We start from the raw sequence: 12,254 nt of genomic DNA, 5'->3' as shown, positions 1-12,254 counted from the left end.
CGATGGGCCAAGGCCAAAGAAAGAAGGCCCGGGGAAACCCGGGCCTTCGGCGGCCGACGACGAGAGCGGCCGTGTCCTGCGGTGTCGCTAGCGGATTACCAGATCACCACCTGCTTGTCGCCTTCGCGCACCATCGGCTGGCCCGGCTTGCACTCGAACGCCGCGGCGAACGCCGGCATGTTCGACGGCGCACCGATCGCGCGGAAGTTGGCCGGCGCGTGCGGGTCGGTCTTCAGGCGGACCTGCAGTTCTTCCGGCTTGAAGTTGCGGCGCCACACGGTGCCCCAGTTGAGGAAGAAGCGCTGGTCGCGGGTCAGGCCGTCGGTCTTCGGGTCTTCCTTGCCTTCGGTCGCCTTCTTCATCGCGTCGTAGGCCGTCGCCAGGCCGCCGAGGTCGGCGATGTTCTCGCCCAGCGTCAGCTTGCCGTTGACGTGCGCGCCCGGCTGCGCCTCGTAGCCGTTGAACTGCTGCACCAGCTTGTCGGTGCGGCCGGTGAAGCCCTTCGCGTCGGCATCGGTCCACCAGTTCTCGAAGTTGCCCGAGGCACCGAAGCGGCTGCCCTGGTCGTCGTAGCCGTGCGTCATCTCGTGGCCGATGACCGCACCGATGCCGCCGTAGTTGGTGGCGTCGTCGGCGTTCGGATCGAAGAACGGCGGCTGCAGGATGGCGGCCGGGAAGACGATCTCGTTCTGCAGCGGGTTGTAGTAGGCGTTCACCATCTGCGGCGGCATGCCCCATTCGGTGCGGTCGACCGGCTTGCCGATCTTGCCCAGGTTCCACTTGTAGTTGAACTCGTTGGCCGCCAGCACGTTGCCGATGTAGCTGTCGCGGCTGGTCTCAAGGCCGGTCCAGTCGCGCCACTTGTCCGGGTAGCCGATCTTCGGCGTGAAGGCGGCCCACTTCTCCATCGCCTTCTTCTTGGTGTCGTCGGACATCCAGGCGAGGTTCTCGATGCGCGTCTTGAGCGAGGCGGAGAGGTTCTTCACCAGCTCCTCCATGCGCGCCTTCGATTCGGCCGGGAAGGCGACCTTCACGTACATCTGGCCCATCGCTTCGCCGGCTTCGCTCTCGATCGTGTCGAGCACGCGCTTGCCGCGTTCCTTCAGCTCGGACTGGCCGCGCAGGGTCTTGTTGTAGAAGTTGAAGTTCTCCTGCACGAAGGCGTCAGACAGGAACGGCGAGGCGCTGTCCACGGTGTGGAAGCGCAGGTAGCTCTGCCACTGCTGGGCCGGCACTTCGGCCAGCATCTTGCTGACTTCGGCGTGGAATTCGGGGATCGACAGCGAGAACATCGCCGGCACCGCGACGCCCTGCGATTCGAAGAACTTCGTCCACGGGAAGTTCGGCGCGAGCTTGTCGGCGTCGGCCGGGCTGACCGGGTGGTAGTACAGCGAGACGTCGCGCGAGAGTTCCTCGCTCGACTTGGACACCTTCGCCAGGCGGGTTTCGAACGCGATCACGTCCTGCGCCTGCCTGGCGGCATCGGTGGCCGGCACGCCCGACAGTTCGAGCACCTTGGCGACGTGCGCCTGGTAGGCATCGAGCTTCTCCTTGTTGTCGGCCTTCGTGTAGTACTCCTTGTCCGGCAGGCCCAGGCCGCCCTGCGAGGCGTAGGCGATGTTGTTCCTGGAGTCCTTGAAGTCCGCTTCGGCGCCGAAGCCGAACAGGTAGTTCTCGCCCTTGGCGGCGCTGGTGCGGATGTAGTCGGCGATCTTCTCCGGGGTGTCGAGCGCGGCGATCGCGTCGAGCTTGCCCTGGATCGGCTTGATGCCCTGTTCGTTGATCTTCGCCGCGTCCATGCCGGTGGCCCAGAAGTCGCCGACGATCTTCTCCACTCCCTTGGCGCCGGTGTCGGCGGCGGCCTGCTCGGCGAGCTGGCGCTGGATGGCGGTGGAGCGCTCATCGAGCATCTCGAACGCGCCCCACGAGGTGCGGTCGCCCGGGATCGCGTTGGCCGCCAGCCACTTGCCGTTGACGTAGCCGCCGAAGTCGTCGCACGCGTTCTTGGAGGTGTCCAGGTCGGCGACGGTGAAGCGGTTCACGCCCGGGAGCTTGCTCTCGTCGAGCTTGTACGCGGTTTCGGCCGGCTTGGCGGCGTCGGCGGCCGGCGCGGCGTCTTCCTTCTTGCCGCACGCGGTCAGCGCGGCGGCGACGGCCAGGGACAGGACGAGGACTTGGGGTTTCTTGAGGCTCACGTAAGGGCTCCAGCCGGAAGGCGTATGGGAGTTGGGACAACCCCGGACGGGGCATCGGGCGACATTAGACCCGATTGTCCCAACCCGAGGGTGTCGAAGGTCACGTTGACGGGGCCGGCAGCAACTCCCGTTCGGGACCGGTTGGCCCGGAACGGCAAAGTCGGGCGCGGGGGCCGCGCGGCGCGGCCTCGCGGCGCACGGGCCCGCGCTGCAACCGCCCGGCCGCTGGGGGTATCCCTTGCGCAAGGTCGGAGCGATCGCCAGGCTCCGCCGATCAAAAAGGGGACCGCATGAACAAATTTCTCATGACACTGCTGCTGGCCGTGAGCGCCTTCGCCGCGAACGCACAGACCTGCAAGGACACCGCCGCCTACGAGCCGGCACGGAAGATCATCGCGGACCTGGGCCGCATCGAGACACCGAACGGCGTGCAGGAGTCCTACAAGGTCCACCTCAACGGCATCGACCAGTGGGTGAACGTGCGCGGCCAGGATCGCGCCAATCCGGTCGTCCTGTTCGTGCACGGCGGGCCGGCCTCGCCGCTGACGCCGACGCTGTGGCAGTTCCAGCGTCCACTGGAGGAGTACTTCACGATGGTGACGTACGACCAGCGCGGCGCCGGCAGGACCTTCGTCGCCAACGACGCAGCGAAGGTCGCCGACACCATCCACATTCCCAACTTCGTCGACGACGTCATCGCGATGGCCGAAGACGTCCGCACGCGCTACGGCAAGCGCAAGCTGATCCTGATGGGCCACAGCTGGGGCACGATCATCGCGATGCAGGCGGCGCTCAAGCGGCCGGATCTCTTCCACGCGTACATCGGCATCGGCCAGGTCATCAACGTGCGCGAGAACGAACGCATCAGCTTCGATTTCGCGATGGCGACGGCGAAGACGAAGGGCAACGCCGAGGCGGTGCGCGAGATGGAAGCGATCGCGCCGTATCCCGGCAACACGCCGATCACGCGCGAACGCATCATCGCCGCGCGCAAGTGGGCGCAGCATTACGGTGGACTCACCGCGTATCGCGACGAATCCACGTACTTCTACCGCGCGCCGCTGCTGTCGCCCGAATACACCGACGCCGAACGCTGCGCCGTGGACGGCGGCAACGTGTTCACGCTGGGGCGCATCCTGCCGGAGTTCCTCGAGGTGGACATGTCGGGCGTGCGCGAATTCCCGATCCCGGTGCTGATGTTCATGGGCCGCCACGACTACACCACGCCGTCCGAGCCGACCGACGCGTGGCTCGGGCAGGTGAAGGCGCCGTACAAGCAGGGCGTGTGGTTCGAGCACGCCTCGCACATGGTGCCGTGGGAAGAGCCCGGCAAGCTGCTGGTGAGCCTCGTGCAGTACGTGCGTCCGCTCGCGGCGGAGCCATCGGACGTCACGGCGAAGTAACGCCGCATCGCGTCTGCTTTGCGCCGATGGCTTACGCGCGTACCTACACTGCCGATGAACCCGCCCGCGCCGACGTGGACGCGTGGGCGGGCATCTCGGTGCTGGAATTCGGCACGAACTGGTGCGGCTTCTGCACCGGCGCGCAGCCGGCGATCGAAGCGGTGCTGGCGCCGCGCGACGACGTGCGCCATGTGAAGGTCGAGGACGGCCCCGGTCGGCCACTCGGTCGCTCCTATCGCATCAAACTCTGGCCGACGCTGGTCGTGCTGCGCGACGGCGAGGAGGTCGCGCGCGTCGTGCGGCCTTCGAATGCGGAAGAAGTCAGGCAGGCGTTGGCGGCAGTCGGCTGAATAATCCGCCTTGGTAGCCCGGGTAAGAGAAGCCGCACCCGGGGAACGCTTCCGTCACGTCACCCCGGGTGCGCTGTGCTTACCCGGGCTACCAAAGCGTCTGCTTTGACGTGGCGTAACCGTCGCGCGCCGGAAAATGGCGCATGGCCGACAAATCCGCTCGAAAACGCCCAGCATCCCGCCGCACGAACACGAGCGGCCCGCACGGCGTTTCGCGCATCACGGGCCTGACGATCGACAGCTACAACCTCGCGATTCCCGATCCCGACGGCGAGGGGTTCCTCGGCGATCGCGCGAGCCAGACCGCGTTCCGGCAGGTGCTCGACACCGTGCGCAAGGTGCACGCGACCGGCAAGGATCCGTTCGGCCGCGCACGCAGCGACGAGCTGTCGAAGAAGGACATCGACCTGGTGCTGGTGGGAGGCGACGCCGACGCCTCGCACGTGACGCACCTTGCAGTGGAGGAGTTCTCGCGCAGGCTCGTGCACGTCGTGCAGTGCTTCCGAGCGCAGCCGTCGTGGCAGGACGTGAAGCGCATCGTGCTCGGCGGCGGCCTTCCGGAAAGCCAGTTCGGCCAGCTCGCGATCCGTCGCGCGCAGCGCATGCTGCGGAGCGCGCGCAGCGGCGTGGAGCTGCACGTGATCAGCCACGATCCCGACGAAGCCGGCCTGATCGGCTGGACGCAGCTGCTGCCGGCGCGTTTCCGCCGTTTCGATGCGTTCCTCGCGGTGGATGTCGGCGGCACGAACATCCGCTGCGGCATCGTCGAGCCGCGCCGGGATGCGTCCGACGACGGCGCGAAGGCGCGCGTGATCGAAAGCATGCAGTGGCGCCACGCCGAGGACGACCCCGAACGCGGCGAAGCGATCGCGCGCCTGTCGGCGATGCTCAACGGACTGTCGGCGTTCTCGCGCACGCTCGGGCTGCGGCTGGCGCCGTTCGTCGGCATCGCGTGTCCGGGGCTGATCGAGGCGGACGGCAGCATCCCGCAGGGCGCGCAGAACCTGCCGGGCGACTGGGAGGCGCCATTCCACCTGCCGGACGAACTGGCCAGGCGGCTCGATCGCGTTGCGGGGCGCGCGATCACGGTGGCGATGCACAACGATGCGGTCGTGCAGGGTTTGAGCGAACGCCCGCGCATGCGCAACGCGGAGCGGTGGGGCGTGCTCACGATCGGCACCGGCCTGGGCAACGCAAGTTTCACCAACCTGGGCGGATGACGCGCCGTCACGCGCGTATCACGCGAAACTCCACATCGGAATCACGCCGGCTCGCCAAGACTTCCGTCGTCATCCAACTCGGAGCGCACGATGGACAGCACCGTCGCCAATGCCGCCTATGGCGCCAATACGTTCCTGTGGTTCTGCATCTTCGCCTTCGGCCTGATCCTGTCGATCCTGTGGATCCTGGTGCCGTTCGCGGTGTTCGGCATCAAGGGTCTGCTGCGACGCATCGCGCGCAGCCTGGAAGTCATCGAGAAGCAGAACGTCGACCTGCTCGCCGCATGGCGCGACACGCCGCGCGATTACGGCCGCGCGGGCGAAAGCGTCGTCTATCGCGACGTGCGCCCGGATGGCACGGTGGTGCGCGAGGAGCGCGTCGTTCCGCCGCGGTAAGCGGAACTGGAAGGCAGGAACGGGAAGAGACAGGAACGAGAAACGAGTAATGCCTCATCGACGCGTTTCCCGCTCCTCTCCACTCGTTTCTGCGCCGCCTCCACTCCCCACGTCCCCGGCTTCCTGCTAGCGTGCGCGCACGAGGAGGAATCCCATGCGCGTCCATTTCCACGGTGCGGCCGGCGAAGTCACCGGTTCCCTGCATGAAGTCGAGGCGGCGGGTCGTCGCGTGCTGCTCGATTGCGGGATGATCCAGGGCAGTCCGGAAGCCGAACGCCGCAACACCGATCCGTTCCCGTTCGAGCCCGCATCGCTCGACGCGCTCGTCGTCAGCCACGCGCACATCGACCACATCGGCCGCGTGCCGCTGCTGGTCCGACGCGGATTCCGTTCGCCGATCTATGCGCAGCAGGCCACCGCCGACCTGATGCCGGTGATGCTGATGGATGCCGCGTCGATCTCGGAAAGCGATGCCGAACGCCACAACCGCTACCGCCGCGCGGGCGAGCCCGAGGCGCAGCCGCTGTTCACGCGCGAGGACGTGGCGGCGGCGCTCGACCTCGTGCGTCCGCTGCCCTACGACACGCGCACGGCGATCCTGCCGGGCGTGGAGATCGCGTTCCGCGAAGCGGGCCACATCCTGGGTTCGTCCAGCGTGGAGCTGTGGGCCGATGACCGAAAGCTGGTGTTCTCGGGCGACCTCGGGCCGAAGGGGACGCCGATCCTGCGCGATCCGGCCAGCATCGACCGCGCCGACCTGGTGATGATGGAATCCACGTACGGCGACCGCCTGCATCGCGATCGCGCCGAGACGATCCGCGAACTCGGCGAGATTCTCGATGCCGCATGGCGCGGCGGCGGCAACGTGCTGATTCCCGCCTTCGCGGTGGGCCGCAGCCAGGAACTGCTGTACTGGTTCGCGCGGCATTGGGACGAATGGCACCTGTCGCGCTGGCGCATCTTCCTCGACAGCCCGATGGCGGCGAAAGTGGTGTCGATCTACGACCGCCACGCCGACCTGTTCGACGAGGACGCGCAACGGGTCTGGCGCGACAAGCCCAATCCGTTCCGCCTGCCGAACCTGCATTTCACGCAGACGCGCGAGGAATCGATGGCGATCAACCGCATCGAACGCGGCGCGATAGTGATCGCCGGCTCGGGCATGGCGAATGCGGGGCGCATCCTGCACCACTTCCGTCACCGGCTGGACCGGAAGCAGACGCACGTGGTGTTCGTCGGCTACCAGGCCGAAGGCACGCTCGGGCGGCGCCTGGTCGACGGTGCGAAGTGGGTGCGCATCCACGGCCACGACGTGCGCGTGAACGCGCAGCGCCACACCGTGGGCGGCCTGTCGGCGCATACCGACCAGCGCGGCCTGATGGCGTGGTACGGCGGGATCGGCGGCAGCGATGGCGCCGCGCATCCACCCCTCGCGCTGGTGCACGGCGAGGATCGCGCACGCGAGGCGCTGGCCGGCGAGATCGGCGAAAGCTTCGGCGTGCAGGCGGTGCTGGCGCGGCCTGGGCTTGTGCTGGATGCCTAGACGCGGGAAACGAGCGGAGAGAAGCGAGAGGCTAGTAAAGGCCGCTTGGCTCCTGCTCGTTTCTCACTCCTCCTCACTCGTTCCTGCCGTGCGTCGCTTCGGCCGTTTCCGCCGACAACGGCGTAGCCGCATGGCGCGGTCGCGTGAACGGCGTCGGCGTCGGGCCCGGCGCGAGGTTGCCGATGAGCAGCCGCGTCCCCGCCGTCAGGCCTTCGGACAACTCCAGCTGCACGCGTTCGGCATCGCGGCGGCGGACGTCCTCGACGATCTCCAGCGCCTCGTCCTTCGGCACGCCGAGCTGGCACAGCGCGTGGTGGCCGAACTTCATCGCCGATTCGAAGGTCTCGCGCACCTGCACGTCGACGCCGGCGTTGATCAGCTCCAGCGAATGCTCGCGATCGAACGAACGCACCAGCAGCTTCGCCTGCGCGAACTCGGACTTCGCCAGTTCGACGATGCGGTTGGCGGCGTGCTTGTTGTCGATGCACACGGCGATCACCTGCGCATCGTGCGCGCCGGACGCGCGCAGCACGTCCAGCCGCGTGCCGTCGCCGTAGTAGATCTTGAAGCCGAACGTGCCGGCGCTGCGGATCATTTCCACGTCGTTGTCGATGATCGTCACGTCCACGCCGCGCGCGAGCAGCGACTGGCTCACGACCTGGCCGAAGCGGCCGAAGCCGATCATCAGCACGTTGCCGGACAGGCCTTCGGCGACGTCGAGGTCGTCGGTTTTTTCCATCGCGCGCTTGAGCCACGGACGCACCGACAACACCACCAGCGGCGTCAGCGCCATCGACAGCACGACGATCGCGGTGAGGTTGGCGTTCTGCGCGGCGGCGATCACGCCGCTCGCGGCGGCCGTGGAATACAGCACGAAGGCGAATTCGCCGCCCTGCGCCATCAGGGTGGCGCGGTCGAGCGCTTCGCGGTGGCTGGACTCGGTCAGGCGCGCGACGGCGTAGATGCACAGCGCCTTGACCAGCATCATCGCCAGCACCGCACCGAGGATCGGCAGCCAGTTCGCGGCCACCACCGACAGGTCCAATGCCATGCCCACGCCGAGGAAGAACAGGCCGAGCAGCAGGCCGCGGAACGGTTCGACGTCGGCTTCGAGTTGATGGCGGAACGTCGATTCGGACAGCAGCACACCCGCGAGGAACGCGCCCATCGCCATCGACAATCCGCCCAGCTGCATCAGCAGTGCCGATCCGAGCACGACCAGCAACGCGGCGGCGGTCATCACCTCGCGCGCCCGCGCGGCGGCGAGCAGGCGGAAGAGGGGATTGAGCAACCAGATGCCCGCGGCGACCAGCGCGACCAGCACGCCGGCGGCGATGCCGATCGACGCCCAGCGTGACGCGGTGCTGCTCGCCTCGCCCGGCGCGAGCAGCGCCACCAGCACCAGCAGCGGCACGATCAGCAGGTCCTCGAACAGCAGCACCGAGACGATCTTCTGGCCGTGGGGCAGGGCGGTGTCCCCGCGTTCGGACAGCAGCTGCATGACGATCGCGGTGGAGGTCAGCACGAAACCCATCGCACCGATGAATGCGACGACCGGCTCGTAGCCGAACAGCAGGCCGACGCCGGTCAGCGCCGCGGTGCAGGCGGCGATCTGCAGCGTGCCCAGGCCGAAGATCTGCCGGCGCAGGCTCCACAGGTGCGAGGGGCGCATTTCCAGGCCGATCACGAACAGGAACATCACCACGCCCAGTTCGGCCACATGCAGGATCGCCTGCGGGTCGGAGAACCAGCCCAGCCCGAACGGCCCGATCGCCAGGCCGGCGGCCAGATAGCCCAGCACCGATCCCAGGCCCAAGCGCCTGAACACCGGCACCGCCACCACCGCCGCGCCGAGCAGCGCGACCACCTTGACCAGATCGTTCGATCCCGCATCCGCCATTTCCGTCCCCAATCGCATGAACCGCACCGGCCGACAAAGCCTACACGGCTGGCAAGAACGGACGGTTTCGCGTAGAGTCCGCCCCGTTCAGCGCACGGCTGCCTCCCCGCAAGGGTACGTTTCCCAGGTATGCCCGCCGTGGACCGCAGTCCGGTCCGAGCCAACGGCTTCTATCCCGCACGTCTTTCGTAGCGCAGACACGGCCCGGATCGTCCGGTCGCCGTCCAATCAGATCGCCGCCGGCGCGGTTCGAGGGAACGCCGGGGCCATCACGCGACATGACTTCGTCGCCGCCTTTCCGTGGCGGTGCGACGCGATGGCGCGCGACAAGGAGCAACACCCGCATGACGTTCGAAACTCTCGGGCTTTCGCCCGCGCTGCTGCGCGCCCTGGCGGAGCAGAACTACACCACCCCGACCCCGATCCAGGCGCAGGCCATCCCGCTGGCGCTGGCCGGCCACGATCTGCTGGGCGGCGCCCAGACCGGCACCGGCAAGACCGCTGCGTTCGGCCTGCCGCTGCTGCACCGCCTTTCGAAGCAGACCGCGCCGAACGGTTACCGCCGCCCGCGCGCGCTGGTGCTCGTGCCCACGCGCGAACTGGCCGTGCAGGTCGGCGACAACCTGCGTTCGTACGCGAAGCACCTGCGCATGAACGTCAGCGTCATCTTCGGCGGCGCCGGCATGGGCCCGCAGGTCGAGATGTTCCGCCGTGGCATCGACGTGCTCGTCGCCACGCCGGGCCGCCTGATCGACCATCTCGATCGCGGCACCGCGAAGCTCGACGCCGTCGAGCTGCTGGTGCTCGACGAAGCCGACCGCATGCTCGACATGGGCTTCCTGCCGGCGATGAAGCGCATCCTCGGCAAGCTGCCGCGCGATCGCCAGACGATGATGTTCTCGGCCACCTTCGAAGCGCAGCTCAAGGCGCTGGCGGTGGAATTCATGCGCGAGCCGAAGCAGGTGCAGGTGGCCGCGCAGAACACCATCGCGCAGACCATCAGCCATCGCGTGCACGTGGTCGATGCCGGTCGCAAGCGCGATCTGCTGGTGAGCGTGCTGAGCTCGCGCCATACGGACCAGGCGATCGTGTTCGGCCGCACCAAGCACGGCTGCAACCGCCTGGCCGAACAGCTGGAAGAAGCCGGCCTCGCCGCGGTCGCCATCCACGGCAACAAGAGCCAGGCGCAGCGGCAGAAGGCGCTCAACGCGTTCAAGGCCGGCAAGGCCCGCGTGCTGGTCGCCACCGACGTCGCCGCGCGCGGCCTCGACATCCCGAACCTGCCGCTGGTGATCAACTTCGAGCTGCCGATGGTGGCCGAGGACTACGTGCACCGCATCGGCCGTACGGGCCGTAACGGCGCCAGCGGCGAAGCGCTGTCGCTGGTCGCGCCGGAAGAGGGCGGCCTGTTGCGCCAGGTGCAGCGCATGTTGAAGGCCGACGTGGAGATGGTGGAAGTGGAAGGCTTCGCGCCGAGCCGTCCGATCCAGCTCAACGCGCCGCTGCCGAATCCGCGCCAGAAGGCACCGGCCCGCCGTCCCACGAACCGTCCGCACGGCAAGCCGGCGCAGCGCCACGCGCATGCCGGTCCGAAGCAGCATCGCGGCGGCGGTCAGGGTCGCGGTTCGCGCAGCGGCGTCGCCAACGGCTGACGTTCGACATCGCACGGTTCGGCACCTGCGTCGACATCAGCTCCAGAACGAAGCCCCGGCCCAGCCGGGGCTTTCGTCTTTTCAGGCGGGCCAGTTCAGCACGGCCTTCAGCGTGGCGTGTTCGATCGGCGCCGAGGTGTGCTCGTGCACGACCTTCCAACCATCGCCGTGCTGTTGCAGGACCACGGTCATCCGGTTCGACAGCGAGCGCAGGATCGCGCCATCGGCTGACTGTGCGCTGTAGGTCACCGTCGCATGCCCACAGGTCATCGCGTCGCCGACGATGGATTCGACGTCGTCGAACGTCACCCGCACGCGTTCGTCGCCCAGCGATCCGAACCAGCCTTCCGCCATGCGTCGCCATGCCGCGATGCCCCGCAGCGACCACTCGCCCCACATGTCGAACACGTGGACGTCCTGGTCGTACAACGCGGCGAACGCATCGACATCCCGCGCGAACACCGCGTCGCGGTAGCCGTCGAGCATCTGGACGAACGGATCGTTCATGGCGGTTCCCGGAATCAGGTCTGCGGAGGATCGGAATCGAGCACCTGCACGGGCGCGCCGCCGGTCGTCTCCGGGCGCACGCGCGCGTCGGTGACCAGCATGACGACGCCCGGCGTCAGCAGCGGCAGCACGGCGGCGACGAAATCGTGCGGGATCACCACGCGGTCGATCGTCTCCGGCCCGAGCAGGCGACCGGCGTCCGGCCCGCTGCCGGGAATGCCGATGGTGCTCCAGTTGGGCATCCGCGTGCCGGGCAGCAGCGGATTGTCGCCGTCGATGAAACCGTCCTTGACGATGTAGGCGCGCGTGCCCAGCGGCTGGCCGGGATTGCGCACCAGCACGCGCGAGCGGCCGATCTCGATGCCGTTGCGGAACACGATGATCTCCCCGTCCGCCGCGCTGAGCAGGATCGACACCGGCCCTTCGGTCGAAAGCTCCGGCCGCCAGCGGTACTTCTGCCCGGCCTCCAGCGGTGGGATCGCGGCTTCGGCGCCAGTGTGGGGATCGATCGGGATCAGCGCGCCCGGATGCGTCATGTCCTCCGGCGATCTGCCTTCCTGCGAGACCACCACGACCATGCCCATGTTCGACGAATCGAACAGCAGGCGCGCGAATTCCGACGGAAGGTGCACGCAGCCGTGAGACTCGGGATATCCGGGCAGGCCGCCCGCGTGAAGCGCCACGCCATCCCAGGTGAGCCGCTGCATGTAGGGCATGGGCGCGGCGTTGTACTTGTTGGAGCGGTGGTCCTTGTCCTTCTGCAGGATCGTGAAGACGCCGGTCGGCGTCTCGTAGCCCTTGCGCCCCGTGCTGACGGTCGTGACGCCGATGGGCAGACCGTTGCGATAGACTACGGCGCGTTGCTCGGTCAGGCTCACGATCACCGCCAGAGGTCCCGCGCGGTTGTCCCCGCCCCAGATCCACTCCCCGGGCTTGAGCTGCGACGGCGGCGTATTCGCCGGACTGGATTGGCGGGCTCCCCAGACGGGGACCGCGGCATCGGCGATGCCGCACAGCAACGACAGCGACAGCGTCAACAGGAGGCGGGTCATTGCGGAATCCATTCTCAGGGTCCGATCCAGCCTAGC

At 68.0% G+C, this 12,254-nt stretch carries 10 protein-coding genes; 6 read left to right on the top strand and 4 right to left on the bottom strand.

What is annotated here, in order from left to right:
- Positions 1–95 precede the first annotated feature (95 nt).
- Positions 96–2,195, bottom strand: coding sequence for a M13-type metalloendopeptidase (locus tag I4U41_RS03205; RefSeq protein WP_206859690.1), 2,100 nt, complete (start codon positions 2,193–2,195; stop codon positions 96–98).
- Between the two features lie 290 nt (positions 2,196–2,485).
- On the opposite strand from I4U41_RS03205, the gene I4U41_RS03200 reads away from it, so the two are divergent.
- The 5 genes from I4U41_RS03200 to I4U41_RS03180 all read left to right on the top strand — a co-directional run bounded on the left by I4U41_RS03200 (position 2,486) and on the right by I4U41_RS03180 (position 7,107).
- Positions 2,486–3,598, top strand: coding sequence for an alpha/beta fold hydrolase (locus tag I4U41_RS03200; protein ID WP_206859689.1), 1,113 nt, complete (start codon positions 2,486–2,488; stop codon positions 3,596–3,598).
- A gap of 26 nt (positions 3,599–3,624) precedes the next feature.
- Positions 3,625–3,948, top strand: a complete 324-nt coding sequence (locus I4U41_RS03195) for a thioredoxin family protein (protein ID WP_206859688.1) — start codon at positions 3,625–3,627, stop codon at positions 3,946–3,948.
- A gap of 143 nt (positions 3,949–4,091) precedes the next feature.
- On the top strand, positions 4,092–5,168 hold the full coding sequence (locus tag I4U41_RS03190) for an ROK family protein (RefSeq protein ID WP_206859687.1): 1,077 nt from the start codon (positions 4,092–4,094) through the stop codon (positions 5,166–5,168).
- A 90-nt stretch (positions 5,169–5,258) separates the two neighbouring features.
- The gene (locus I4U41_RS03185) at positions 5,259–5,564 is read left to right on the top strand and encodes a hypothetical protein (RefSeq protein WP_206860441.1); all 306 of its coding nucleotides are present in this window, start codon (positions 5,259–5,261) and stop codon (positions 5,562–5,564) included.
- 154 nt (positions 5,565–5,718) lie between these two features.
- Positions 5,719–7,107, top strand: coding sequence for an MBL fold metallo-hydrolase (locus tag I4U41_RS03180; protein WP_206859686.1), 1,389 nt, complete (start codon positions 5,719–5,721; stop codon positions 7,105–7,107).
- Between the two features lie 73 nt (positions 7,108–7,180).
- Here the strand turns inward: I4U41_RS03180 and I4U41_RS03175 are convergent, their stop codons facing one another.
- Positions 7,181–9,007 carry a monovalent cation:proton antiporter-2 (CPA2) family protein gene (locus I4U41_RS03175; protein ID WP_206860388.1) on the bottom strand — a complete coding sequence of 609 codons (1,827 nt, stop codon included), beginning with the start codon at positions 9,005–9,007 and terminating at the stop codon, positions 7,181–7,183.
- Between the two features lie 344 nt (positions 9,008–9,351).
- Between I4U41_RS03175 and I4U41_RS03170 the strand changes: the two genes are divergently transcribed.
- On the top strand, positions 9,352–10,659 hold the full coding sequence (locus tag I4U41_RS03170) for a DEAD/DEAH box helicase (RefSeq protein WP_206859685.1): 1,308 nt from the start codon (positions 9,352–9,354) through the stop codon (positions 10,657–10,659).
- A gap of 81 nt (positions 10,660–10,740) precedes the next feature.
- Here the strand turns inward: I4U41_RS03170 and I4U41_RS03165 are convergent, their stop codons facing one another.
- Both I4U41_RS03165 and I4U41_RS03160 read right to left on the bottom strand, forming a co-directional pair.
- Positions 10,741–11,166: a YybH family protein gene (locus I4U41_RS03165; protein WP_206859684.1), complete on the bottom strand. Its 426-nt coding sequence runs from the start codon at positions 11,164–11,166 to the stop codon at positions 10,741–10,743.
- A gap of 14 nt (positions 11,167–11,180) precedes the next feature.
- Positions 11,181–12,218: a L,D-transpeptidase gene (locus tag I4U41_RS03160; RefSeq protein ID WP_206859683.1), complete on the bottom strand. Its 1,038-nt coding sequence runs from the start codon at positions 12,216–12,218 to the stop codon at positions 11,181–11,183.
- Between the last annotated feature and the right edge of the window lie 36 nt (positions 12,219–12,254).

The organism is Lysobacter changpingensis, assembly GCF_017308985.1.
Lineage (GTDB): Bacteria > Pseudomonadota > Gammaproteobacteria > Xanthomonadales > Xanthomonadaceae > Lysobacter_J > Lysobacter_J changpingensis.
The sequence above is the reverse complement of the archived record's forward strand: the minus strand, read 5'-3'. Positions and strand labels throughout refer to the sequence as shown.